Source organism: Citrobacter sp. KTE151, assembly GCF_000398845.1.
Lineage (GTDB): Bacteria > Pseudomonadota > Gammaproteobacteria > Enterobacterales > Enterobacteriaceae > Citrobacter > Citrobacter braakii.
In genome coordinates, this window is the sequence record NZ_KB976063.1 from 834,160 (window position 1) to 859,480 (window position 25,321).

The 25,321-nt window shown below is 53.0% G+C and carries 19 protein-coding genes; 12 read left to right on the plus strand and 7 right to left on the minus strand.

What is annotated here, in order from left to right; all coding sequences use genetic code 11:
• Window positions 1–26: 26 nt before the first annotated feature.
• The 4 genes from WC7_RS17460 (at window position 27) to WC7_RS17445 (ending at window position 3,293) form a co-directional block, all read left to right on the plus strand.
• Window positions 27–1,259, plus strand: a complete 1,233-nt coding sequence (locus tag WC7_RS17460) for a winged helix-turn-helix domain-containing protein (protein WP_016152451.1) — start codon at window positions 27–29, stop codon at window positions 1,257–1,259.
• 51 nt (window positions 1,260–1,310) lie between these two features.
• On the plus strand, window positions 1,311–1,493 hold the full coding sequence (ycaR, locus tag WC7_RS17455) for a protein YcaR (protein WP_003035793.1): 183 nt from the start codon (window positions 1,311–1,313) through the stop codon (window positions 1,491–1,493).
• Entirely contained in the window at window positions 1,490–2,236 is a 747-nt protein-coding gene (gene kdsB, locus WC7_RS17450) for a 3-deoxy-manno-octulosonate cytidylyltransferase (RefSeq protein WP_016152452.1), read from the plus strand. Before ycaR ends, kdsB begins: the two co-directional genes overlap by 4 nt.
• Window positions 2,237–2,399: 163 nt before the next feature.
• Window positions 2,400–3,293, plus strand: a complete 894-nt coding sequence (locus WC7_RS17445; RefSeq protein WP_016152453.1) for a YcbJ family phosphotransferase — start codon at window positions 2,400–2,402, stop codon at window positions 3,291–3,293.
• Between the two features lie 35 nt (window positions 3,294–3,328).
• Here WC7_RS17445 and elyC read toward each other — a convergent pair whose 3' ends face one another.
• On the minus strand, window positions 3,329–4,093 hold the full coding sequence (gene elyC, locus WC7_RS17440; protein ID WP_016152454.1) for an envelope biogenesis factor ElyC: 765 nt from the start codon (window positions 4,091–4,093) through the stop codon (window positions 3,329–3,331).
• 135 nt (window positions 4,094–4,228) lie between these two features.
• On the opposite strand from elyC, the gene cmoM reads away from it, so the two are divergent.
• The 7 genes from cmoM (at window position 4,229) to WC7_RS17405 (ending at window position 14,901) form a co-directional block, all read left to right on the plus strand.
• Complete coding sequence (cmoM, locus tag WC7_RS17435) at window positions 4,229–5,032, plus strand: tRNA uridine 5-oxyacetic acid(34) methyltransferase CmoM (protein ID WP_016152455.1); 804 nt, start codon at window positions 4,229–4,231, stop codon at window positions 5,030–5,032.
• Window positions 5,025–6,347, plus strand: a complete 1,323-nt coding sequence (gene mukF / locus WC7_RS17430; RefSeq protein ID WP_016152456.1) for a chromosome partition protein MukF — start codon at window positions 5,025–5,027, stop codon at window positions 6,345–6,347. Before cmoM ends, mukF begins: the two co-directional genes overlap by 8 nt.
• Window positions 6,328–7,032 carry a chromosome partition protein MukE gene (gene mukE / locus WC7_RS17425; protein ID WP_016152457.1) on the plus strand — a complete coding sequence of 235 codons (705 nt, stop codon included), beginning with the start codon at window positions 6,328–6,330 and terminating at the stop codon, window positions 7,030–7,032. Before mukF ends, mukE begins: the two co-directional genes overlap by 20 nt.
• Window positions 7,032–11,492: a chromosome partition protein MukB gene (mukB, locus tag WC7_RS17420; protein WP_016152458.1), complete on the plus strand. Its 4,461-nt coding sequence runs from the start codon at window positions 7,032–7,034 to the stop codon at window positions 11,490–11,492. Before mukE ends, mukB begins: the two co-directional genes overlap by 1 nt.
• A 255-nt stretch (window positions 11,493–11,747) precedes the next feature.
• Complete coding sequence (gene ldtD / locus WC7_RS17415) at window positions 11,748–13,499, plus strand: L,D-transpeptidase (RefSeq protein WP_016152460.1); 1,752 nt, start codon at window positions 11,748–11,750, stop codon at window positions 13,497–13,499.
• 177 nt (window positions 13,500–13,676) lie between these two features.
• Window positions 13,677–14,225 (plus strand): peptidoglycan L,D-endopeptidase MepK, encoded by a 549-nt coding sequence (locus WC7_RS17410; RefSeq protein ID WP_016152461.1) that lies wholly within the window; start codon window positions 13,677–13,679, stop codon window positions 14,223–14,225.
• Between the two features lie 28 nt (window positions 14,226–14,253).
• Window positions 14,254–14,901, plus strand: a complete 648-nt coding sequence (locus WC7_RS17405; RefSeq protein ID WP_003035823.1) for an MBL fold metallo-hydrolase — start codon at window positions 14,254–14,256, stop codon at window positions 14,899–14,901.
• Between the two features lie 54 nt (window positions 14,902–14,955).
• Here the strand turns inward: WC7_RS17405 and aspC are convergent, their stop codons facing one another.
• The 4 genes from aspC to pncB form a co-directional block, all read right to left on the minus strand.
• Window positions 14,956–16,146 (minus strand): aspartate transaminase, encoded by a 1,191-nt coding sequence (gene aspC / locus WC7_RS17400; protein WP_016152462.1) that lies wholly within the window; start codon window positions 16,144–16,146, stop codon window positions 14,956–14,958.
• Between the two features lie 183 nt (window positions 16,147–16,329).
• Window positions 16,330–17,406, minus strand: a complete 1,077-nt coding sequence (ompF, locus tag WC7_RS17395; RefSeq protein WP_016152463.1) for a porin OmpF — start codon at window positions 17,404–17,406, stop codon at window positions 16,330–16,332.
• 600 nt (window positions 17,407–18,006) lie between these two features.
• Window positions 18,007–19,407 (minus strand): asparagine--tRNA ligase, encoded by a 1,401-nt coding sequence (asnS, locus tag WC7_RS17390; protein WP_016152464.1) that lies wholly within the window; start codon window positions 19,405–19,407, stop codon window positions 18,007–18,009.
• A gap of 165 nt (window positions 19,408–19,572) precedes the next feature.
• Complete coding sequence (gene pncB / locus WC7_RS17385) at window positions 19,573–20,775, minus strand: nicotinate phosphoribosyltransferase (protein WP_016152465.1); 1,203 nt, start codon at window positions 20,773–20,775, stop codon at window positions 19,573–19,575.
• Between the two features lie 265 nt (window positions 20,776–21,040).
• On the opposite strand from pncB, the gene pepN reads away from it, so the two are divergent.
• Window positions 21,041–23,653: an aminopeptidase N gene (gene pepN / locus WC7_RS17380; protein WP_016152466.1), complete on the plus strand. Its 2,613-nt coding sequence runs from the start codon at window positions 21,041–21,043 to the stop codon at window positions 23,651–23,653.
• Between the two features lie 103 nt (window positions 23,654–23,756).
• Here pepN and ssuB read toward each other — a convergent pair whose 3' ends face one another.
• Both ssuB and ssuC read right to left on the minus strand, forming a co-directional pair.
• The gene (ssuB, locus tag WC7_RS17375; RefSeq protein ID WP_016152467.1) at window positions 23,757–24,524 is read right to left on the minus strand and encodes an aliphatic sulfonates ABC transporter ATP-binding protein; all 768 of its coding nucleotides are present in this window, start codon (window positions 24,522–24,524) and stop codon (window positions 23,757–23,759) included.
• On the minus strand, window positions 24,521–25,312 hold the full coding sequence (gene ssuC / locus WC7_RS17370; protein ID WP_016152468.1) for an aliphatic sulfonate ABC transporter permease SsuC: 792 nt from the start codon (window positions 25,310–25,312) through the stop codon (window positions 24,521–24,523). Before ssuC ends, ssuB begins: the two co-directional genes overlap by 4 nt.
• Between the last annotated feature and the right edge of the window lie 9 nt (window positions 25,313–25,321).

Sequence of the window (25,321 nt, forward strand, 5' to 3'; positions counted from 1 at the left end):
GCAGCGAATCATTTATGAGGCCATAAATGTCGTTGCCGCGTCTTTCTTTGACGGATGCCCGTCATCTTCACCTTGCCGCTCAAGGGCTGCTGAAAAAAACACGCCGTCGGGCAACCCCAGCAGATATTCTTGCTACCATTTCGCGCATGTCGTTATTGCAAATCGATACCATCAATATTGTGTCGCGCAGCCCTTACCTGGTGCTGTTTAGTCGGTTGGGTGATTATTCGCCCCAGTGGCTGGATGACGCATTGCAGCGGGGCGAACTGATGGAATACTGGGCGCACGAGGCCTGCTTTTTGCCGCGTAGCGACTTTATGCTGATACGTCACCGCATGCTGGCCCCGGAGAAAATGGGCTGGAAGTATAAAGCGGAGTGGATGAAAGAACATGCGCATGAGATTGAGCAGCTGCTCCAGCACATCCAGCATAACGGACCAGTACGCTCTGCCGATTTTGAGCATCTGCGCAAGGGGGCCAGCGGCTGGTGGGCATGGAAACCGCATAAGCGTCATCTTGAAGGCCTGTTCACCGCCGGGAAAGTGATGGTGGTGGAACGGCGTAATTTCCAGCGAGTGTATGATTTAACCCATCGCGTCATGCCGCACTGGGATGATGAACGCGACCGGCTTTCACAGGAAGAAGCTGAAAGCCTCATGCTGGATAACAGCGCCCGCAGTCTGGGGATTTTTCGCGAACAATGGCTGGCAGACTACTATCGCCTGAAGCGCCCGGCGCTAAAAAACTGGTGCAACGTACGTGCACAGCAGCAACAGATTATTCCTGTTGATGTCGAAGGGCTAGGAACCCTGTGGCTGCATAGCCACCTTCAGCCGCTGCTGGAGCAGGCATTGACGGGTAAATTAACGGCGACGCATAGCGCAGTATTATCACCCTTTGATCCGGTGGTCTGGGATCGTAAACGGGCAGAGCAGCTATTCGATTTTAGCTATCGGCTGGAATGTTACACGCCAGCACCGAAACGTCAGTATGGTTATTTCGTCTTGCCGCTGCTGCATCGTGGGCAGTTAGTTGGGCGGATGGATGCCAAAATGCACCGCAAAACGGGCGTACTGGAAGTGATTTCGCTGTGGTTACAGGATGGCGTCAAACCTGGGGTTACTCTGCAAAAAGGATTGTTTCAGGCGATTGATGATTTTGCCCGCTGGCAGCAGGCAACACGTGTGACGCTGGGACGCTATCCTGAAGGTTTATTTGCTGATGCGCGCCATGGTTGGGAAATAGACCCAGCACGGTAAGCGATTATGTTAATATTTACGGATTCACAATCCGGTCCATCTGGAGGAACTATGGATCATCGTCTGCTTGAAATCATTGCCTGCCCGGTATGCAATGGCAAACTCTGGTTTAACCAGGAAAAACAGGAACTGATTTGTAAACTGGATAACCTTGCTTTCCCACTGCGTGATGGCATTCCCGTGTTACTGGAAACCGAAGCTCGCGTTCTGACTGCTGATGAGAGTAAATCATGAGTTTTGTGGTCATTATTCCTGCGCGTTATGCGTCCACACGTTTGCCGGGCAAGCCGCTACTGGATATCAATGGCAAGCCGATGATCGTGCATGTGCTGGAGCGTGCGCGTGAATCTGGCGCTGAACGTATTATTGTTGCGACCGATCACGAAGATGTCGCTCGCGCGGTAGAAGCGGTGGGGGGGGAAGTATGCATGACCCGCGCCGATCACCAGTCCGGTACGGAGCGTCTGGCGGAAGTCGTCGAGAAATGTGGCTTTAGCGATGATACCGTTATTGTGAACGTACAGGGTGATGAGCCGATGATCCCGGCGGTCATTATTCGCCAGGTCGCTGAGAATCTGGCACAGCGCCAGGTCGGTATGGCGACCCTTGCTGCCCCGATTCACAGTGCGGAAGAGGCATTTAATCCGAATGCGGTGAAAGTCGTTCTGGACGCCGAAGGTTATGCGCTCTATTTTTCACGCGCGACCATTCCGTGGGATCGCGACCGTTTCGCTAAAAGCCTGGAAACGGTGGGTGACACCTTCCTGCGACATCTGGGTATTTACGGCTATCGCGCTGGTTTTATCCGCCGTTATGTTAACTGGCAGCCTAGCCCGCTTGAGCATATTGAAATGCTGGAGCAACTACGTGTGCTGTGGTACGGCGAAAAAATTCATGTTGCCGTCGCAAAAGAAGTACCCGGTACCGGCGTAGACACTGCCGAAGATCTTGAGCGCGTTCGCGCCGAAATGCGTTAGTTTTTCTCACGACACTCCCCCTGATGACGCGAATTTTTGGGAGGAGTGTCATATCGTTACGCTTTCCCGCCATTTTTCTTTTCATCAATTGATCTCATCCGGGTGACATCTGTCTGCACGACGCTCATTATGAAAGCAGTAGCATTTATGAGGGCAATCCGAAATGGAACAGTTGCGTGCCGAACTCAGTCATCTGTTGGGTGAAAAACTCAGTCGTATAGAATGCGTGAATGAAAAAGTGGATACGGCCCTGTGGTCACTGTACGACAGCCAGGGAAATCCGATGCCACTGATGGCGAGAAGTTTCACCACGCCGGGTATGGCGCAGCAGTTGGCATGGAAAACCTCCATGCTGGCGCGCAGTGGTACGGTGCGTATGCCCGTCATTTATGGGGTCTTAACCCACGAGGAACATCCCGGTCCTGATGTGCTACTGCTTGAGCGTTTACGTGGAGTGCCGGTGGAAGCGCCTGCCCGAACGCCCGAACGCTGGGAACATTTAAAAGATCAGATCGTAGAAGGTCTGCTGTCATGGCATCGGCAGGATAGTGCTGGCTGCGTGGGAATGGTGGATAACACGCAAGAGAATATCTGGCCATCCTGGTATCGTCAGCGGGTTGAGGTGCTGTGGACCACGTTAAATCAGTTCAACAATACCGGACTAACGATGCAGGACAAGCGGATCCTGTTTCGCACCCGTGAGTGCTTACCTACCTTATTTGCAGGATTCAATGATAACTGCGTGCTGATCCACGGTAATTTCAGTTTACGTAGCATGCTCAAAGACGCCCGTAGCGATCAGCTTCTGGCTATGGTGGGACCGGGGTTGATGCTGTGGGCGCCAAGGGAATATGAACTGTTCCGTTTGATGGATAATGCGCTGGCGGAAAGCCTGCTTTGGCAATACCTGCAGCGCGCGCCAGTGGCGGAGTCATTCATCTGGCGGCGCTGGTTGTATGTGTTATGGGATGAAGTGACGCAACTGGTCAACACCGGACGCTTTAATCGTTCCAACTTTGACCTGGCAACGAAATCATTGCTGCCGTGGCTCGCATGATAAACATGTGAACACCTTATCAGGCAACATTCCTGTCAATGTTCCGATCCTTTCAGCCACTGCCAGATGCGTCCCAGGGTTTCGTAACCAACGCGATCGCTGTGCATCAACCAAACGGGGGAGGGTATAGCGCGCTCCCACGGATTAAGCGGTGAATCAATTGCTAACTGATTGGCTGGCGCTGGCAGCGGATGCAAGCCGGCCTGCTGGAAGAAGATCATCGCCCGCGGTAAGTGGGAGGCAGAGGTTACCAGCAGGAACGGCGCATTGCCGATGGTCTTCTTTACCGCTGCGGCTTCTTCTTCGGTATCTTTGGGGTGATCCAGGGTGATGATTTCATCGGCTGGCACCCCCAGCGACTGCGCTACGCGGGCGCCAGCTTCTGCGGTACTGACGTTATTCGTCTTTGCGGCAGCGCCGGTAAAGATGAGCTTCGATCCCGGGTTTGCGCGCCATAGGCGAATACCTTCATTCAGACGTGGAAGGCTGTTGCTGATCAGATTTGAACTCGGCGCCCACTGCGGATTCCAGGTATACCCTCCGCCCAGCACCACAATATATTCCACTTTTTGCGAACCTTGCCACGTTGGATAACTGTCCTCAATCGGTTTCAACAGGCTGTCGGCGACGGGCTGTAAACTAAGGAGTAACAGTGCCAGCCAACTCAGGCTAATACACACTTTCCCTGTTTTTTGAAAGCGACTGAACCAGACCAGCGCCAGGCCAATACCCATCATAATTAGCATCAGTGGCAGCGGCAGCATCATACCGCCAATCACTTTCTTCAGCGTAAAAAGCATCCTTTTTGGTTCCTTTTTTAACCATACAGCAGGGGATCTGCAGGGATATTACACCAGGAAGGTTCATTCTCGGCGTGGGTGTGACAAAATAGCGGTTTTACTTAGTCACCCTAAAGCCAGTATGTGGAGAGCCCGATGCGGGACCGCAATTTTGATGACATTGCAGAGAAGTTTTCCCGTAACATTTACGGCACCACCAAAGGCCAATTGAGACAGGCTATCCTTTGGCAGGATCTGGATCGATTACTGGAAACGTTCGGTGAGCAAAAACTGCACATTCTGGATGCCGGTGGTGGTGAAGGGCAAACGGCCATCAAAATGGCGGAACGAGGACATTTCGTCACATTATGCGATCTGTCTGGCGAGATGATCGCCCGAGCGCAACAGGCGGCAGAGGCAAAAGGTGTGAGCGGGAACATGCATTTTATACAATGCGCCGCTCAGGATGTTGCTTCGCATTTGGAAAGCCCGGTTGATCTGATATTGTTTCATGCTGTGCTGGAGTGGGTGACAGATCCGGTCAGCGTGTTGCAGACTCTGTGGTCAGTATTGCGTCCTGGCGGCGCGCTGTCGTTAATGTTCTACAATGCTAACGGTCTGTTGATGCATAACATGGTCGCAGGGAACTTTGACTATGTGCAGGTGGGGATGCCGAAACGTAAAAAACGCACGCTTTCACCGGACTACCCGCGCGATCCGGGGCAGGTCTACCAGTGGCTGGACGAGATCGGTTGGCAGATAACCGGTAAAACGGGCGTCCGCGTGTTTCATGATTATCTGCGAGATAAACATAAACAGCATGACGACTTTGAAATGTTACTTGAGTTAGAAACGCGCTATTGCCGCCAGGAACCGTATATCAGCCTTGGGCGCTATATTCATGTCACCGCGATTAAAAGTTCGGCCCGAGCCGCAGATGCAAGGATAATTTATGAGTGAATTTTCCCAGACAGTCCCCGAACTGGTTGCCTGGGCCAGAAAAAATGACTTCTCCATCTCTCTGCCGGTAGACAGACTTTCGTTCCTGCTGGCGGTCGCGACCCTGAACGGTGAGCGACTTGACGGCGAGATGAGTGAAGGTGAGCTGGTGGATGCGTTCCGCCATGTGAGTGATGCGTTTGAGCAAACCAGCGAAACCATCGGCGTACGCGCCAACAACGCGATCAACGATATGGTGCGTCAACGTCTGCTGAACCGCTTTACCAGCGAGCAGGCGGAAGGCAACGCTATATATCGTTTAACGCCATTGGGAATTGGCATCACGGATTACTACATTCGTCAGCGTGAATTCTCTACGCTACGTCTTTCAATGCAGCTGTCGATTGTTGCAGGTGAACTAAAGCGCGCGGCGGATGCGGCAGCGGAAGGTGGCGATGAGTTCCACTGGCATCGCAACGTCTACGCGCCATTGAAATACTCGGTGGCGGAGATTTTTGACAGTATCGATCTGACCCAGCGCATCATGGATGAACAACAGCAGCAGGTAAAAGACGACATCGCACAGTTGCTTAATAAAGGCTGGCGGGCGGCGATCTCCAGCTGTGAACTGCTGCTCTCTGAAACGTCTGGTACGCTGCGTGAACTGCAGGATACGCTGGAAGCAGCGGGGGATAAGCTACAGGCTCACCTGTTACACATCCAGGACGCCACGATGACGCATGACGATTTGCATTTCGTCGATCGGCTGGTGTTTGACTTACAAAGTAAGCTCGACCGCATTATCAGTTGGGGTCAGCAGTCCATTGATTTATGGATCGGCTACGATCGTCATGTGCATAAGTTTATCCGTACCGCGATCGATATGGATAAAAACCGCGTCTTTGCCCAGCGTCTGCGCCAGTCCGTGCAGACATACTTTGACGATCCGTGGGCGCTAACCTATGCCAACGCCGATCGTCTGCTGGATATGCGTGACGAAGAGATGGTGCTGCGTGACGAAGAGGTCACCGGCGAGCTTCCGGAAGATCTGGAATATGAAGAATTTAACGAGATCCGTGAACAGTTGGCGGCGATCATCGAAGAACAGCTGGCTATCTACAAATCCAGACAAACACCACTGGATCTCGGTTTGGTCGTGCGCGAGTATCTGGCGCAATACCCACGTGCGCGTCATTTCGACGTCGCGCGTATTGTTATCGATCAGGCGGTACGTCTTGGCGTAGCGCAAGCAGACTTCACCGGACTGCCAGCCAAATGGCAGCCGATTAATGATTACGGAGCCAAGGTACAGGCGCATGTCATTGACAAATATTGAACAAGTGATGCCGGTAAAGCTGGCGCAGGCGCTGGCGAATCCGTTATTTCCGGCGCTGGACAGCGCCTTACGTTCGGGCCGCCATATCGGTCTGGATGAACTGGATAATCATGCCTTCCTGATGGATTTTCAGGAATATTTTGAAGAGTTTTACAGCCGCTATAACGTGGAATTGATCCGTGCGCCGGAAGGGTTCTTCTACCTTCGCCCGCGTTCAACGACGCTCATTCCCCGTTCGGTCCTGTCTGAACTGGACATGATGGTCGGTAAAATTCTTTGCTATCTCTATCTCAGCCCGGAACGCCTGGCGAATGAAGGGATTTTTACCCAGCAAGAGTTGTACGACGAGCTGCTAACGCTGGCTGATGAAGCGAAGCTGCTGAAACTGGTGAACAACCGTTCAACCGGTTCGGATGTTGATCGCCAGAAGCTACAGGAAAAAGTTCGTTCTTCGCTAAACCGTCTGCGCCGTTTAGGCATGGTGTGGTTTATGGGTCACGACAGCAGCAAATTCCGTATTACGGAATCAGTCTTCCGCTTTGGCGCGGACGTGCGCAGCGGTGACGATCCGCGCGAAGCGCAGCGTCGCTTAATTCGTGATGGCGAAGCGATGCCGGTCGAGAACCGCCTGCAGCTCAACGATGAGCCCGAAGAGAATCAGCCGGACAGTGGAGAAGAAGAATAATGATTGAACGCGGTAAATTTCGCTCACTTACGCTGATTAACTGGAATGGTTTTTTTGCCCGTACGTTCGACCTTGATGAACTGGTTACCACGCTGTCCGGCGGTAACGGTGCGGGTAAGTCCACCACCATGGCGGCATTTGTTACAGCGCTCATTCCGGACTTAACCCTGCTGCATTTCCGTAACACCACCGAAGCCGGTGCAACCAGTGGTTCACGTGATAAGGGCCTGCACGGTAAGTTGAAAGCGGGCGTCTGTTACTCAATGCTCGACGTCCTCAACTCGCGCCATCAGCGCGTGGTCGTGGGGGTGCGTCTGCAACAGGTTGCCGGTCGCGATCGTAAAGTGGATATCAAACCGTTTGCCATTCAGGGACTGCCGATGTCGGTGCAGCCAACCCAACTGGTGACGGAAACGCTGAATGAACGCCAGGCGCGCGTGCTGTCCCTCTCTGAGCTGAAAGAGAAGCTTGATGAGATGGAAGGCGTGCAGTTTAAACAGTTCAACTCAATCACCGATTATCACTCACTGATGTTCGATCTGGGCATCATCGCCCGTCGTCTGCGTTCCGCGTCTGACCGTAGTAAATTCTATCGTCTGATTGAAGCCTCGCTGTACGGCGGGATCTCCAGTGCCATTACCCGTTCACTGCGTGACTACCTGTTGCCGGAAAACAGCGGCGTACGTAAAGCCTTCCAGGATATGGAAGCTGCGCTGCGTGAAAACCGCATGACGCTGGAAGCGATTCGCGTAACTCAGTCTGACCGTGATCTGTTTAAGCATTTGATCAGCGAAGCGACCAACTATGTGGCCGCGGATTATATGCGTCACGCCAACGAACGTCGTATCCATCTTGATAAAGCGCTGGAATATCGTCGTGAGCTGCATACTTCACGTAAGCAGCTGGCCGCGGAGCAGTATAAGCACGTGGATATGGCGCGCGAACTGGGCGAGCATAACGGCGCGGAAGGCGATCTGGAAGCTGATTACCAGGCCGCGAGCGATCACCTGAATCTGGTGCAAACCGCGCTGCGTCAGCAGGAAAAAATTGAACGCTACGAAGCGGATCTCGAAGAACTGCAGGTCCGTCTCGAAGAACAAAATGAGGTGGTCGCGGAAGCCGTTGACCGCCAGGATGAAAACGAAGCCCGCGCAGAAGCCGCGGAACTGGAAGTGGATGAGCTGAAAAGCCAGCTTGCCGATTATCAGCAAGCGCTGGACGTCCAGCAAACGCGAGCCATCCAGTATACCCAGGCGATCCAGGCGCTGAATCGGGCGAAAGAGCTCTGCCACTTACCGGATCTGACCGCCGACAGCGCTGCTGAATGGCTGGAAACCTTCCAGGCTAAAGAGCAGGAAGCCACTGAAAAACTGCTGACGCTGGAACAAAAAATGAGCGTGGCGCAAACCGCGCACAGCCAGTTCGAACAGGCTTATCAGCTGGTGGCGGCTATCAATGGCCCGCTGGCGCGTGGTGAAGCCTGGAGCGTGGCGCGTGAACTGCTGCGGGAAGGCGTTGAACAGCGCCACCTGGCGGAACAGGTTCAGCCGTTGCGTATGCGACTCAGCGAACTGGAGCAGCGTCTGCGCGAACAGCAAGACGCCGAGCGTCTGCTGGCTGAATTCTGCAAGCGTCAGGGTAAACAGTTCGATATCGATGAGCTGGAAGCGCTGCACCAGGAGCTGGAAGCACGCATCGCCGCCTTGTCGGACAGCGTCTCTTCTGCCAGCGAACAGCGTATGACGTTGCGTCAGGAGCAGGAACAGCTGCAGTCTCGTATCCAGCATCTGATGAAACGTGCGCCTGTCTGGCTGGCCGCGCAGAATAGCCTGAATCAGCTTAGCGAGCAGTGTGGCGAAGAGTTTACCTCAAGCCAGGATGTGACCGAGTATCTGCAACAACTGCTGGAGCGCGAGCGTGAAGCCATTGTTGAGCGTGATGAAGTCGGTGCGCGCAAAAATGCAGTTGATGAAGAAATTGAACGTTTAAGTCAGCCGGGCGGGGCGGAAGATCAGCGTCTGAACGCGCTGGCGGAGCGCTTCGGTGGCGTTCTGCTGTCAGAAATCTATGACGACGTTAGCCTTGAAGATGCGCCGTACTTCTCTGCGCTGTACGGTCCTTCGCGTCATGCCATCGTGGTGCCGGATCTGTCGCTGATTACCGAGCAGCTTGAAGGGCTGACGGATTGTCCGGAAGATCTCTATTTCATCGAAGGGGATCCGCAGTCGTTTGATGACAGCGTTTTCAGCGTTGATGAGCTGGAAAAAGCGGTAGTGGTGAAAACCGCCGAGCGTCAGTGGCGTTATTCCCGCTTCCCGACGGTGCCGATTTTTGGCCGTGCAGCGCGCGAAAGCCGTATCGAAACCCTGCATGCCGAGCGTGAAGGGCTGTCTGAACGTTTCGCAACGCTCTCCTTTGACGTCCAGAAAACCCAGCGTCTGCATCAGGCGTTCAGTCGTTTCATTGGCAGTCATTTGTCGGTGGCGTTTGAAGCCGATCCGGAAGCGGAAATTCGCCAACTGAATGGCCGTCGCGTTGAACTGGAACGTGCGCTGAGCAATCATGAAAATGATAATCAGCAAAGCCGTATGCAGTTTGAGCAGGCGAAAGAGGGGGTCTCTGCTCTTAACCGCCTTCTCCCGCGTTTGAATCTGCTGGCGGATGACACGCTGGCCGATCGCGTGGACGAAATTCGTGAGCGCCTGGATGAAGCCCAGGAAGCAGCGCGTTTTGTACAGCAACATGGCAACCAGTTAGCCAAGCTGGAACCGATTGTTTCGGTCCTGCAAAATGACCCTGAGCAGTTTGAACAACTGAAGGAAGACTACGCGTATTCCCAACAGATGCAGCGCGATGCGCGTCAGCAAGCTTTTGCCCTGACCGAAGTGGTGCAGCGCCGGGCGCACTTTAGCTATTCCGACTCTGCTGAAATGCTTAGCGGCAACAGCGATCTGAACGAAAAACTGCGTGAGCGCCTGGAACAGGCGGAAGCCGAACGTACCCGCGCCCGTGAAGCGCTACGCAGTCACGCCGCACAGTTAAGCCAGTACAACCAGGTCATGGCGTCGCTGAAAAGCTCCTATGACACCAAAAAAGAGCTGCTTAACGATTTACAACGTGAACTGCAGGATATTGGCGTTCGTGCGGACAGCGGTGCCGAAGAGCGCGCGCGTATACGTCGTGATGAACTGCATGCGCAGCTCAGCAATAACCGTGCCCGCCGTAACCAACTGGAAAAAGCGTTGACCTTCTGCGAAGCGGAGATGGAAAACCTGACCCGCAGGTTGCGCAAGCTGGAACGTGATTATTTTGAAATGCGCGAGCAGGTGGTTACCGCGAAAGCCGGATGGTGTGCGGTGATGCGGATGGTGAAAGATAACGGCGTTGAACGCCGCCTACACCGTCGTGAGCTGGCGTATCTTTCCGGTGATGAACTGCGCTCGATGTCGGATAAGGCGCTCGGTGCGCTGCGCCTGGCGGTTGCGGATAACGAACACCTGCGCGATGTACTGCGCATGTCTGAAGATCCAAAACGCCCAGAGCGTAAAATTCAGTTCTTTGTCGCGGTTTATCAGCATCTGCGTGAACGTATTCGTCAGGATATCATCCGTACCGACGATCCGGTTGAAGCGATCGAACAGATGGAGATTGAGCTGAGCCGTCTGACGGAAGAATTAACGTCCCGCGAACAGAAACTGGCGATCAGCTCTCGCAGCGTGGCGAATATCATTCGTAAGACCATTCAGCGCGAACAGAACCGTATTCGCATGCTGAACCAGGGGCTGCAAAGCGTGTCGTTTGGCCAGGTAAACAGCGTTCGTCTGAACGTCAACGTACGCGAGACGCATGCTACCTTGCTGGACGTACTTTCCGAACAGCATGAGCAGCACCAGGATCTGTTTAACAGCAATCGTCTGACCTTCTCTGAAGCGCTGGCGAAGTTGTATCAGCGTCTGAATCCGCAGATTGATATGGGGCAACGTACGCCGCAAACCATTGGTGAAGAGCTGCTGGATTACCGTAACTATCTGGAAATGGAAGTTGAGGTTAACCGTGGCTCTGACGGCTGGCTGCGTGCTGAATCTGGCGCGCTGTCAACGGGTGAAGCGATCGGGACCGGGATGTCTATTCTGGTGATGGTTGTGCAAAGCTGGGAAGACGAAGGGCGTAGATTGCGCGGGAAAGATATTTCTCCTTGCCGTCTACTGTTCCTGGATGAAGCTGCGCGACTTGATGCACGCTCTATCGCGACCCTGTTTGAACTGTGCGAGCGTCTGCAAATGCAGCTGATTATCGCAGCCCCAGAAAACATTAGCCCGGAGAAAGGCACCACTTACAAACTGGTGCGTAAAGTCTTCCAGAACACCGAACACGTTCACGTGGTAGGTCTGCGCGGGTTTGCGCCTCAGCTACCTGAGCCGCTGCCTGGCACCGAAGATGCCTCCTCGCAGGCAAGCTAAATAAAAGGCGGCTAAATGGCCGCCTTCTTTTTTCCGGAAATTCTCAATAACTGGTGTAATTTCTTTAAACTTCTTTACATTAGGTTAGGCAAAAATTTTTTCATGTTTATATACTAAAGGTAAGCCTAACGCGTCACAGGCTTGCTCGTCATACTTCAGCTTGTATTGGCGTTTTACAGGTTCGGCCCCGCCAAAATAAGGGGAAGACATACGGCCTGGCTACTCAAAGTATGATAAAAAAACAGGGGGCAAGGGATGTTGCTTAATAAAATGTGTGGTCGTCGGCTGTCGGCAATTAGTTTGTGCCTGGCCGTAACATTCGCTCCACTGTTCAATGCGCAGGCCGATGAGCCTGAAATGATCCCTGGCGATAGCTCAGCGACCGTCAGTGAACAGCCAACAGCGTTATCGCAGCCGCAGGCTCAATCTTCAGCGACGGCTATCATGGCAGGTATTCAACCGCTGCCCGAGGGCGTGTCAGTTGATAAAGCCCGCGCCGAATTACAATCTCAACTTCCAGCGGGCTTCACACCGGTTTATATGAGCCAACTGGAACTGCTGTATGCCGCACGCGAAATGAAACCGATGTGGGAAAATCGTGATGCGGTAAAAGCCTTTCAGCAACAGTTAGCTGAAGTGGCGATTGCCGGCTTTCAGCCGCAGTTCACCACCTGGGTTGCTCTACTGACTGACCCGGCAGTAACCGGTCAGGCGCGAGATATCGTGCTCTCAGATGCGATGATGGGGTATCTGCACTTTATTGCCAACATCCCCGTCAAAGGTAATCGCTGGCTCTATAGCGATAAGCCCTATGCGCTGACGACGCCGCCGATTTCCGTGATCAACCAATGGCAAGTCGCGCTGGATAACGGTCAACTGACTTCGTTTGTCGCCAGCCTGGCACCGCAACATCCGCAGTACGCAGCCATGCATGAATCGCTGCTCAAGCTGGTGGGCGATACGCGGCCCTGGCCGCAACTGACCAGTACCGCGACGCTGCGTCCGGGGGAGTGGAGTAAGGATATCCCTGCGCTGCGTGAAATTTTGCGCCGCACCGGGATGCTGGAGTCTGTTGTCAGTACGGCTGCCAAAGAAGGCCGTAGCGCTTACGATCGTGAACTTGTTGACGCGGTTAAGCGTTTTCAGACGTGGCAGGGGCTTGGGGCCGATGGCGCGATTGGCCCAGCCACGCGTGACTGGCTGAACGTGACGCCCGCTCAACGTGCGGGCGTGCTGGCGTTAAATATTCAGCGCTTGCGCCTGCTGCCGGGTACGCTGTCTACCGGTATCATGGTGAATATTCCTGCCTACTCGCTGGTGTATTATCAAAACGGCAATCAGGTGCTGGCCTCGCGCGTTATCGTGGGACGTCCCGATCGTAAAACGCCGATGATGAGCAGTGCGCTGAATAACGTGGTCGTTAACCCGCCGTGGAACGTGCCGCCGACGCTGGCCCGGAAGGATATTCTGCCTAAGGTTTGGAATGACCCGGGGTATCTTGAGCGTCACGGCTATACCGTAATGCGCGGCTGGAACAGCAAAGAGACGATAGATCCGTGGCAGGTTGACTGGGCCACCATCACCGCCTCCAATCTGCCGTTCCGCTTCCAGCAGGCTCCGGGAGCGCGTAACTCGCTCGGACGCTATAAATTCAATATGCCGAGTTCGGATGCTATTTATCTGCACGATACGCCGAACCACACTCTGTTCCAGAAGGATTCGCGGGCGTTAAGCTCCGGCTGCGTGCGCGTGAACAAGGCATCTGAGCTGGCGAATATGCTGCTACAGGATGCGGGGTGGAATGATACGCGCATCTCGGATGCCCTGAAGCAAGGGGATACAAGGTACGTGAATATTCGCCAGAATATCCCCGTTAACCTCTACTATCTGACCGCATTTGTTGGCCCGGATGGTCGCACGCAGTATCGTACAGATATTTACAATTACGATCAGACAGCGCGATCCAGTGCACAAATTGTGTCAAAAGCTGAACAATTAATCAGATAAATGAAGCAGTTCGAGGAAAATAATTGTCGTAAGTTATGCTGGAAACGGGGCGAAATGGCTGCAAGCCCCGTATTTCCTGGGGTTGGGAGCCTTGACGTGGACTACTTAGCCAGATAAGGTTTCCCGCGTGCGCTAGAGCATACATACGATAACATTGACCTTGTAGACCTTAAAACCATGGACAAATTTGACGCTAATCGCCGCAAACTGCTGGCGCTTGGTGGCATTGCCCTCGGCGCTGCCATCCTGCCTACGCCTGCGTTTGCTACACTCTCTACCCCACGTCCGCGCATTTTGACTCTGAATAACCTGCATACCGGTGAGTCAATAAAAGCAGAGTTTTTTGATGGCAGGGGCTATATTCAGGACGAATTAGCTAAACTTAATCACTTTTTCCGTGATTTTCGTGCGAATAAAGTGAAATCCATCGATCCGGGATTGTTCGATCAACTCTTCCGTCTGCAGGGCCTGCTGGGCACGCGTAAACCCGTACAGCTTATTTCTGGTTACCGCTCTATTGATACCAATAATGAATTACGTGCGCACAGCCGCGGTGTGGCAAAGAAAAGCTACCACACGAAAGGGCAGGCCATGGATTTCCATATTGAAGGCATCGCATTAAGTAATATTCGCAAAGCTGCGTTATCTATGCGCGCAGGTGGTGTAGGATACTACCCACGCAGTAACTTTGTGCATATTGACACCGGACCGGCGCGTCATTGGTGATCCATAAGCTTAATGAAACAGGAGCCGTATGAACTATCGTATTATTCCGGTCACTGCATTCGCCCAGAACTGCTCGTTAATCTGGTGTGAGCAAACCCGTCTGGCTGCGCTGGTCGATCCCGGCGGCGATGCTGAGAAAATCAAACAGGAAGTCGATGCCAGTGGCCTGACGCTAATGCAGATCCTGCTCACCCATGGTCATCTTGATCACGTAGGTGCGGCGGCTGAACTGGCACAGCATTATGGTGTACCGGTTATTGGTCCGGAAAAAGAAGATGAGTTCTGGTTACAAGGACTTCCTGCTCAGAGTCGCATGTTTGGCCTGGGCGATTGTGAGCCGCTGACGCCCGATCGCTGGTTGAATGAAGGCGACCGGGTAAGCGTGGGTAACGTGACATTGCAGGTACTGCATTGCCCGGGCCACACGCCGGGACATGTGGTCTTCTTTGATGAACAATCAAAGCTACTGATTTCTGGTGACGTGATTTTCAAAGGCGGCGTAGGGCGCAGCGATTTTCCTCGCGGAGATCATAGTCAATTGATTGATTCGATTAAACGTAAACTGTTGCCGTTGGGCGATGACGTGACGTTTATTCCGGGTCACGGCCCACTTTCGACGTTGGGCAACGAACGGCTACATAATCCGTTCCTGCAGGATGAAATGCCTGTCTGGTAACACCGCAGATAAATGAAAAAGGCCGCTATTGCGGCCTTTTTAGTACGCGATAGATTACAGTACTGCGACAATCGCTTCGCACAGCGGCGCCATGTTATCTGGCGTCATTCCTGCTACGTTCACACGTCCGGAAGCGACGGCATAGACACCAAACTCTTCGCGCAGACGCAGAACCTGCTCTTTGGTCAGGCCGCTGAATGAGAACATGCCGTTCTGTTTGATGATAAAGCTGAAGTCGCGGTTCGCACCTTTCTCCTGCAGCGTATTCACAAACAGCAAACGCATGCGTTGAATGCGTTGACGCATATCGGTCAGTTCCTGCTCCCAGATAGCGCGCAGGGCATCGTTACTCAGGATGGTTGCCACAACCGACGCGCCGTGTGCTGGTGGGTTGGAATAGTTGGCACGAATGACGGACTTCATCTGGCTAAACGCGCGGTCGACGGTTTCAGCATCGGCTGCAACCAGCGTACAGGCGCCTACGCGCTCATTGTACAGACCAAAGTTCTTGGAGTAGGAGCTGGCGACGATCAGCTCTTTGTGCAGCGCAGCGAATGCGCGCAGACCTTCAGCATCTTCTTCCAGACCGCGGGCAAAGCCCTGGTATGCGAAGTCAAACAGCGGCAACCAACCTTTTTCGACAGAAAGCTGAGCCAGCGTTTGCCACTGCTCCAGCGTAGGATCGATACCGGTTGGGTTATGGCAGCAGCCGTGGAATAACACCACGTCGCCAGCCTGCGCTTCGCTGAGGCTTGCCAGCAGCGCATCAAAGTCTAATGAGTGGTTCGCGGCATCGTAATAGTTGTATTCACGAACTTCCAGACCGGCAGAGTTAAAGACGCTCTTATGGTTTGGCCAGCTTGGATTGCTCACCCATACGCGTTTAGCTGAGGTGTTTTTTGCCAGGAAATCAGCGGCCACACGCAGTGCGCCAGTGCCGCCAGGGGTCTGTGCTGTACGCGCACGTTTGTCGTTGATAAGCGAACTTTCTTTACCAAACAGTAATTCCTGAGTGCAGCGGCCAAACTCTGGAATACCGTCGATGCCAAGGTAATTTTTGGTGGTTTCATTTTCCAGTATATATTGCTCGGCTTTTTTAACGCTGGTCAGTACCGGCGTTTTGCCTGTCTCATCTTTATATACACCGATCCCAAGGTTTATTTTTCCTGGGCGGTCATCGGCACGAAACAAATCAGCCAGACCCAAAATGGGGTCGGCAGGAGCGGCAGTAATGTTCTCAAACATGACGAGGTTCCATAGTGATTACAGAAGGGAAGTCCGCTATCAGGTTAACGGTAGATTTACAAAATGCCAACCGTTACTGACGAAAAGCCGAGGTGTTTTTTTAAGACGCAAGAATCCGCTAGCAGAGATAAAAAAACAGGACCGAAGTCCTGTTTTTTAGGCATTTAACAAAGAGGTCTGCTATTAGAACTGGTAAACGATACCCACTGCAACGGTGTCGTCAGAGCCTACGCCCAGTTTGTTGTCAGAATCGATCTGGTTGATGATGTAATCAACATAGGTGGACATGTTTTTGTTGAAGTAGTAAGTCGCACCCACTTCGAAGTAGTTCACCAGATCTACGTCGCCGATTCCTTCGATGTCCTTACCTTTAGATTTGGTATAGGCGAGGGACGGACGCAGGCCGAAGTCGAACTGGTACTGAGCAACCAACAGGACGTCTTCAGTTTTGTTAGCATAACCGTTAGCGATACGGGTTGCGTTACGGGTTTCGCTGTAGTTCGCCGCCAGGTAGATGTTGTTAGCATCGTATTTCAAGCCGGTCGCCCACTGCTCAGCTTTGTCGCCGTGGCCGCGCAGAAGTGGGTTTTGCTGGTCATCGGTACGATCAGCTGCACCATACGCACCTACGATACCAAAGCCTTCGAATTCGTAGCTAACAGAGCCGCCAACGCCATCACCGTTAGAGCGACGAACGTCATCACGCTCGTTTTTGCCCAGGTACTGAACAGCGAAGTTCAGGCCTTCAACCAAACCGAAGAAGTTAGAGTTACGGTAAGTTGCGAGACCGCCGTTACGCTGGGAGAAGAACTGGTCGGAAGCAGCAGTGTCACCACCGAATTCTGGCAGCATATCGGTGTAACCCAGAGCATCGTAAACGACGCCGTAGTTACGACCGTAATCGAAGGAGCCTGCGTCACCAAATTTCAGACCGGCAAACGCCAGACGGGTTTTGTTGCCATTCTGAGCATCATCACCGCCTTCAGAGTTATTGCCGCTGAACTGGTATTCCCACTGGCCGTAACCGGTCAGTTGGTCGTTAATCTGAGTTTCCCCTTTGAAACCAAGACGGGCGTAAGTCTGATCGCCATTAGGTGCGTAGGCATTGTCACCGTTGTGCTTGGAAAAATAGTGCAGACCTACTGCTTTACCGTACAGGTCTACTTTGTTGCCATCTTTGTTATAGATTTCTGCAGCGTTAGCTGCCCCGGCTACCAGCAGAGCAGGGATAACCACTGCCAGAATATTGCGCTTCATCATTATTTATTACCCTCATCGGTTTTTATATGACACCTGCCACTGCCGCCAATAATTTCCGTCAATAAAAATTTACGGAACTATTGATGAGAGTTTGGTGTCTTTATGTGTCTGACAGGCATCTTTCCATTCAAACTATCGTTTCGCTACCGTCAAAGTGCTACAAATATAAAGATTTGGTTTCAAAAAGAAAAAGTGTGTAACAAAATGTTATTTTTGTGCAACTTTGTGAACAACTTCAAATTTCAGATGTCCGTACGCTAAAAATCACCGCTTCTATTTCTATTTATATGATTTTCTTATATTTAATTTAGATAAGCTCCTTTTTTCTCTGTTCTGCCATAAAGTTCCTGCTTTACAGATGGCTATTTCTGGACGTCTGGAATGCCGTGCAAATGGTCATAAAATGTACTATTTAATCAGAAAATGCTAATCCACAATAAAAATGCTGATTATTTTTTGTTCAAATATGTTGCAGTGAAATATTACGTAACAGGAAGGGGGAAGGCGAAGGGTTGTGTTAAACGCGGGAGGGGGATCCTAAAACGTGAAGCGGTGACAAAAAAAGCCAGCAATGCTGGCTTTTGTATCAAAAATGCAGGGTTAGAACGTGGCGTTACGCGGGGTACGCGGGAACGGAATAACGTCACGGACGTTCTGCACGCCGGTAACGTAAGCGATCAAACGCTCAAAGCCCAAACCGAAACCGGAATGTGGAACGGTACCGTAGCGACGCAGGTCGCGATACCACCAGTAATCTTCTTTGTTCAGACCCATTTCCAGCATACGGGCATCCAGTACGTCCAGACGCTCTTCACGCTGAGAACCACCGATGATTTCACCGATTCCTGGAGCCAGGACGTCCATTGCTGCAACGGTTTTACCGTCTTCGTTAAGGCGCATATAAAACGCTTTGATATCTTTCGGGTAGTTTTTAACGACGACCGGCGCTTTAAAGTGCTCTTCAGCAAGGTATCGTTCGTGCTCAGAAGACAGATCCACACCCCAGTAAACCGGGTTTTCGAACTGTTTGCCGCATTTTTCCAGAATGCTTACCGCGTCGGTGTAATCCACCTGCGCGAAGTCAGCCTCAATGAAACGTTCCAGGCGTGAAATCGCGTCTTTGTCGACACGTTCGGCGAAGAATTTCATATCATCCGCACGCTCAGCCAGTACGGCTTTGAACGCGTACTTCAGCATCGCTTCAGCCAGGCCTGCAACATCGTTCAGATCGGCGAAAGCCACTTCCGGTTCCAGCATCCAGAACTCTGCCAGGTGACGACTGGTATTAGAGTTTTCTGCACGGAACGTCGGGCCAAAGGTATAAATTTTGGACAGAGCACAGGCGTAGGTTTCGCCGTTCAGCTGACCAGAAACGGTCAGGAAGGCTTCTTTACCAAAGAAGTCTTTGTCGAAATCGACTTTGCCCTGATCGTTACGCGGCAGGTTTTCCAGATCCAGCGTAGACACGCGGAACATTTCACCGGCACCTTCGGTGTCGGAAGCGGTGATCAGCGGAGTCGATACCCAAAAGAAACCCTGCTCGTGGAAGAAGCGATGCAGCGCTTGCGCCAGCGTATGACGTACACGCGCGACGGCACCAATCATGTTGGTACGTGGGCGCATGTGCGCCACTTCACGCAGATACTCAATGCTGTGACGCTTAGCCGCCATTGGATAGGTATCAGGATCTTCAACCCAGCCGGCTACTTCAACCTCAGTGGCCTGAATTTCAAAGCTCTGTCCTTGTCCAGGAGATGCAACGACTTTACCCGTTACAATAACTGAACAACCCGTCGTCAGTCGCAGTACGTCCTGATTGTAATTGGGCAGAGAATTATTGATGACGGCCTGTACAGGATCAAAGCAGGAACCGTCATAAACGGCGAGGAAGGAGATGCCAGCTTTTGAATCTCGGCGGGTACGCACCCATCCGCGCACGGTGACTTCGCTGTCAACGGCTACGCGGCCCTGGAGTACGTCGGCTACAGGCACAACGCTCATAATATTCTCTCTGTTAATAGTCGGATATATAAACACATGTCCACCCGTAATGGGGGGATACCTATGTTACCTGGCATCTGCAATCAGACAAGCAGAATTCGTAGCTGGAGTGAAAGATTTCGGAAATTAACGTGAAAAGGGAGCCAAACTGGCTCCCTGGAAGGTTTAACTGGCTTTTTTAATATGCGGCAAATCGAAGGCTTTGCGTAGCGCGCGCACGAACGCTTTATCGTGGCAGATGGTTTTACCCGGGCTATCAGATAACTTCGCCACAGGTTTGCCGTTACATTCCACCAGCTTGATCACAATATTGAGCGGCTTAACCTGGGGAATATCACAGGTTAAACGTGTGCCAATACCAAAACTCAACTGCACACGAGAAGAGAAGTGGCGGTAGAGCTCAATCGCTTTTTTCAAATCGAGGTTATCTGAAAACACCAGCGTTTTGCTTAGCGGATCAATGCCCAGTTTTTCATAATGGGCGATTGCTTTTTCACCCCATTCCACCGGGTCGCCTGAGTCATGGCGTAAACCCTGATAGCGGGTCGCAAACTCGACGCCAAAGTCGCGTAAAAACGCATCCATGGTGATGCAATCGGTCAGCGCAATGCCGAGTTGGTCAGGATATTCATTTAACCAGGCGGCCAGGGCAACGCGCTGGCTGGTGGCAAGCTCAGGGCTGATTTGCTGATGAGCCTGGAACCACTCATGCGCCTGCGTGCCCATTGGGGTTAATGACAGGCGGCGGGCCAGATCGTAGTTACTGGTGCCGACAAACCAGGGCTCTCGCTGCAGGCGTTTAACAATAGCCTGCTGTACTTCACGTGAAAAACGACGACGCGTACCGAAATCCATCAGATGGAAGCGGGACATATCGACATCTTTCGTTAAAGCAGAGAATTCTACTAGTTTGCTTTCCAGTTCATCGAGTGCCTGCGGGACGCCTGATTCGGGCGAACGGTAACGGTGTACCATCTCGCTGATGACCGCTAGCAGCGGGACTTCCCACATGATCACTTCACGCCACGGCCCGGTTAAGCGGATGTTCAGCTTACCGTTATCATTGGTGACGCAAACCTGTTCCGGGTTATAGCGGAAATCACGTAACCAGGTGAGGTAATCAGCTTTAAAGAAAGGCAGGCCGGAGAGCCACTGGTACTCGTCCTCCTGCAGTCGCAGGTGTTGCATAGCATTCACCTGCTCACGAATAGAATCGGCATAAATACCGAGCAGGTCATCGCCACGGCAACGAAATTCAGCCGCTACTTGTACATCATAGTAGTGGTGAAAAACGGCTTGCTGCATATGCAACTTATAAGCGTCTGTATCCAGCAGCGAGTGCAGAACAGGAGAAGCGAATTGTGTCATAGGTGCGCAGTAGCATCCTCTCACGGGAGCGTTTAGTACAATAAACAACTAAGAAAACCGCTGGAGTATACCTTGTTTAGCGATTTATTGAACCCCGATCACACCATAAGCTGTCTTTCTGGTCGAGGGCAATTCGTGCCGCGTGTTATAAAAATGTAGCAAAAAGGGTGTTTGTGCCTGAAAAGATGAACATTCTGCGTAGCGCGATTTACGCAACAGGAATAGACTGAAGCCGAGACTCTACCAAAGATGCTAAAGGTTTTTTATGACACAACAGCCACAAGCCAAATACCGTCACGACTATCGTGCGCCGGATTACCAGATTACTGATATTGACTTGACCTTTGACCTGGATGCTGAAAAAACCGTGGTCACCGCCGTGAGCCAGGCTGTCCGTCATGGCGCGTCCGATGCGCCCCTGCGCCTGAATGGCGAAGATCTGACCCTGGTGTCGATCCACGTGAACGACGAGCCGTGGGCAGAGTATAAAGAAGAAGAGGGCGCTCTGGTCATCAGTCAACTGCCGGAACGTTTTACGCTGCGTATCGTGAATGAAATTAGCCCGGCGGCCAATACCGCGCTGGAAGGACTGTACAAGTCCGGCGACGCGCTGTGCACCCAGTGTGAAGCGGAAGGGTTCCGCCATATTACCTGGTATCTCGACAGGCCGGATGTCCTGGCGCGTTTTACCACCAAAATTATCGCCGATAAAACCCAATATCCGTTCCTGCTCTCCAACGGTAACCGTGTGGCGCAGGGGGAACTGGAAAATGGTCGTCACTGGGTACAGTGGCAGGATCCGTTCCCGAAACCGTGTTATCTGTTTGCGCTGGTAGCCGGTGATTTCGACGTCCTGCGCGACACCTTTACCACCCGTTCCGGGCGTGAAGTGGCGCTGGAACTGTACGTCGATCGCGGCAACCTGGACCGCGCGCCGTGGGCGATGACCTCACTGAAAAACTCCATGAAATGGGATGAAGAGCGCTTTGGCCTCGAATATGACCTCGACATTTATATGATTGTCGCGGTCGATTTCTTCAACATGGGGGCGATGGAGAATAAAGGTCTGAACATCTTTAACTCCAAATATGTGCTGGCACGTACCGATACCGCCACCGACAAAGACTACCTCGATATTGAGCGCGTCATCGGTCACGAATATTTCCACAACTGGACCGGCAACCGCGTGACCTGTCGCGACTGGTTCCAGTTGAGCCTGAAAGAGGGATTAACCGTGTTCCGCGATCAGGAGTTCAGTTCCGATCTCGGCTCACGCGCGGTAAACCGGATCAGCAATGTGCGCACCATGCGCGGCCTGCAGTTTGCCGAAGATGCCAGCCCAATGGCGCATCCTATCCGTCCGGATATGGTCATTGAAATGAACAACTTCTATACCCTGACCGTGTACGAAAAGGGCGCTGAAGTTATTCGTATGATCCACACCCTGCTCGGTGAGGCTAACTTCCAGAAAGGGATGCAGTTGTACTTTGAGCGTCATGACGGCAGCGCTGCAACCTGTGATGATTTCGTGCAGGCGATGGAAGATGCGTCCAACGTCGATCTATCGCATTTCCGCCGCTGGTACAGTCAGTCCGGTACGCCGATTCTGACCGTGCGTGATGACTACAATCCATCCACTGAGCAGTACACGCTGACTATCAGCCAGCGCACGCCGGCCACGCCGGATCAGGCCGAAAAACAGCCGCTGCATATTCCTTTCGCCCTCGAGTTGTATGACAACGAAGGGAAAGTGATCCCGCTGCAAAAAGGCGGGCACCCGGTGAATTCCGTACTCAATGTCACCCAGGCTGAGCAGACGTTTGTCTTTGATAATGTCTACTTCCAGCCGGTTCCGGCACTGCTGTGCGAATTCTCCGCACCGGTAAAACTGGAATACAAATGGAGCGATCAGCAACTGACTTTCCTGATGCGTCATGCGCGTAACGATTTCTCTCGTTGGGACGCGGCGCAAAGCTTGCTGGCGACCTATATTAAGCTCAACGTAGCCCGCCATCAGCAGGGACAGCCGCTGTCGCTGCCGGTACACGTGGCCGATGCATTCCGGGCGATTTTGCTGGATGAGAAAATCGATCCGGCACTGGCGGCAGAGATTCTGACGCTGCCTTCGGTGAATGAAATTGCTGAACTGTTCGACATCATCGATCCGGTGGCGATAACGGAAGTACGTGAAGCGTTAACTCGCACGCTGGCGGCCGAACTGGCGGATGAATTCCTCGCCATCTATAACGCTAATCATCTTGATGAGTACCGCGTTGAGCATGCCGATATTGGCAAGCGTACGCTACGTAATGCCTGCCTGCGTTTCCTGGCCTTTGGTGAAACCCATCTGGCCGACACGCTGGTCAGCAAGCAGTACCGTGAAGCAAACAATATGACCGATGCGCTGGCGGCGCTGTCCGCGGCAGTCGCGGCGCAACTGCCTTGCCGCGACACGCTAATGCAGGAGTATGACGATAAGTGGCATCATGACGGTCTGGTGATGGACAAATGGTTTATCCTGCAATCCACCAGCCCGGCGAGAAACGTGCTGGAAACGGTACGTGGCTTACTGAAGCACCGTTCCTTCAGTATGAGTAACCCGAACCGAATCCGATCTCTGATTGGCGCCTTTGCGGGCAGCAACCCGGCGGCATTCCATGCGGAAGATGGCAGCGGCTATCAGTTCCTGGTCGACATGCTGACTGAACTCAATAGCCGTAACCCGCAGGTGGCGTCACGTCTGATTGAGCCGCTGATTCGCTTAAAACGGTATGATGCAAAACGTCAGACGCAGATGCGCGCGGCGCTGGAGCAGCTGAAAGGTCTGGAGAATCTCTCCGGCGATCTGTTCGAGAAGGTAACCAAAGCGTTAGCCTGAAACGTTGACCTGTCGTTTTGTAAGCCGGATTAGGCGGTAACGCCGCTATCCGGCAAAAGGCCCGGTGGCGCTTGCGCTTACTGGGCCTGATTTTTCTGAATGCTTATCCATGCCGGCGGATCGGCTGTTCCGTTTCGCTACGCTGCATTACCCGGTTCAACACTTCTGCTTCCAGCTCTGCCAGACGCACCGAACCAATCCGGCGTGGTCGCGCAATATCCACCGTTAAATCCAGTCCGATTTTTCCATCTTCAATAAGCAACACGCGATCGGCCATTGCCACCGCTTCACTGACGTCATGGGTGACCAGCAGTACGGTAAAGCCGTGCTCTTGCCATAAAGAGACAATCAGCTCCTGCATTTCAAGGCGGGTTAAGGCATCCAGCGCACCGAGGGGTTCATCCAGCAGCAGCAGACCGGGACGATGAATTAATGCCCGCGCCAGGGCCACGCGCTGTTTTTGTCCACCGGACAGGGCAGCAGGCCATTCCTGAGCACGATTCTCCAGCCCAACTGCGGCCAGCGCGTCCCGGGCCGCATCGCGCCAGTGACCTTTCAGACCCAGACCCACATTATCGATAACCGTCTTCCAGGGCAGCAGACGCGCATCCTGAAACATCATTCGCGTATCCTCCTGAATTTCTGCCAGCGGGGTGGTTCCGGCAAGTAATGCACCTGAGGTGGGAGACTCCAGCCCAGCCAGCAGACGCAGCAGAGTGCTTTTACCTCCTCCGCTGCGGCCAACCACGGCAACGAACTGTCCGGCCTGAATGTGCAAATCTAACTGATTGAGCACCGTATTGGCGGCGTATTGTTTCGTCACGGCACTCAGTAAAAGCGGCGTGCCTTGGTTCAGGCGAGCGGTATTCATACGGAAGCCTCCTTTACATGGTAAGCCGGGTTCCAGCGCAGCCAGATCCGCTCCAGCCATTGGGCGCTGACGTCGGCAAGTTTGCCGAGCAGGGCGTAGAGAATAATGGCCACCACGACCACATCGGTTTGCAGAAATTCGCGGGCGTTCATTGCCAGGTAACCAATGCCGGCATTGGCTGAAATGGTTTCCGCGACAATAAGCGTCAACCACATCAGCCCGAGAGCAAAACGCACGCCAACCATAATCGAGGGCAGGGCGCCGGGGAGGATCACATGAATAAATAGTGAAAAACCAGACAGCCCATAGCTGCGAGCCATCTCTACCAGACCGCGATCGATATTGCGGATCCCATGCCAGGTGTTGATGTAAATCGGAAAAAGCGTGCCCAGCGCGACGAGAAAGATCTTGGCGGATTCATCAATGCCGAACCACAAAATCACCAGTGGGATCAGCGCCAGATGCGGCACGTTACGCAGCATCTGCACCGAAGTATCCAGCAGGCGTTCTCCCCACCGCGAAAGACCGCTAATCAGTCCCAGCGTCAGGCCAATCGATCCGCCGATGGAGAAGCCTACCAGCGCGCGCCAGGAGCTGATCGCCAGATGCTGCCAAAGCTCGCCGCTGGCGGAAAGCGTCCAGAAGGCTTCGACAACGCCCTCCGGAGAGGGCAGGATGCGGGTGGACAACCAGCCCATTGATGATGCGAGCTGCCAGAGCGCGACCAACCCAACCGGTAAAAACCAGGGCGCGAGGCGCAGTAACCACCTGTTTTTCGGCGTTGCCATCAGCAGGCT

Bases quoted from the DNA above. Each gene is read 5' to 3' on its own strand.
- WC7_RS17445 (WP_016152453.1), top strand. From the start codon at position 2,400: ATGGAACAGTTGCGTGCCGAACTCAGTCATCTGTTGGGTGAAAAACTC.
- WC7_RS17410 (WP_016152461.1), top strand. From the start codon at position 13,677: ATGGACAAATTTGACGCTAATCGCCGCAAACTGCTGGCGCTTGGTGGC.
- mukF (WP_016152456.1), top strand. From the start codon at position 5,025: ATGAGTGAATTTTCCCAGACAGTCCCCGAACTGGTTGCCTGGGCCAGA.
- mukE (WP_016152457.1), top strand. From the start codon at position 6,328: ATGTCATTGACAAATATTGAACAAGTGATGCCGGTAAAGCTGGCGCAG.
- ldtD (WP_016152460.1), top strand. From the start codon at position 11,748: ATGTTGCTTAATAAAATGTGTGGTCGTCGGCTGTCGGCAATTAGTTTG.
- elyC (WP_016152454.1), bottom strand. From the start codon at position 4,093: ATGCTTTTTACGCTGAAGAAAGTGATTGGCGGTATGATGCTGCCGCTG.
- pncB (WP_016152465.1), bottom strand. From the start codon at position 20,775: ATGACACAATTCGCTTCTCCTGTTCTGCACTCGCTGCTGGATACAGAC.
- kdsB (WP_016152452.1), top strand. From the start codon at position 1,490: ATGAGTTTTGTGGTCATTATTCCTGCGCGTTATGCGTCCACACGTTTG.
- mukB (WP_016152458.1), top strand. From the start codon at position 7,032: ATGATTGAACGCGGTAAATTTCGCTCACTTACGCTGATTAACTGGAAT.
- ssuB (WP_016152467.1), bottom strand. From the start codon at position 24,524: ATGAATACCGCTCGCCTGAACCAAGGCACGCCGCTTTTACTGAGTGCC.
- ycaR (WP_003035793.1), top strand. From the start codon at position 1,311: ATGGATCATCGTCTGCTTGAAATCATTGCCTGCCCGGTATGCAATGGC.
- ssuC (WP_016152468.1), bottom strand. From the start codon at position 25,312: ATGGCAACGCCGAAAAACAGGTGGTTACTGCGCCTCGCGCCCTGGTTT.
- WC7_RS17460 (WP_016152451.1), top strand. From the start codon at position 27: ATGTCGTTGCCGCGTCTTTCTTTGACGGATGCCCGTCATCTTCACCTT.
- asnS (WP_016152464.1), bottom strand. From the start codon at position 19,407: ATGAGCGTTGTGCCTGTAGCCGACGTACTCCAGGGCCGCGTAGCCGTT.
- cmoM (WP_016152455.1), top strand. From the start codon at position 4,229: ATGCGGGACCGCAATTTTGATGACATTGCAGAGAAGTTTTCCCGTAAC.
- WC7_RS17405 (WP_003035823.1), top strand. From the start codon at position 14,254: ATGAACTATCGTATTATTCCGGTCACTGCATTCGCCCAGAACTGCTCG.
- ompF (WP_016152463.1), bottom strand. From the start codon at position 17,406: ATGATGAAGCGCAATATTCTGGCAGTGGTTATCCCTGCTCTGCTGGTA.
- aspC (WP_016152462.1), bottom strand. From the start codon at position 16,146: ATGTTTGAGAACATTACTGCCGCTCCTGCCGACCCCATTTTGGGTCTG.
- pepN (WP_016152466.1), top strand. From the start codon at position 21,041: ATGACACAACAGCCACAAGCCAAATACCGTCACGACTATCGTGCGCCG.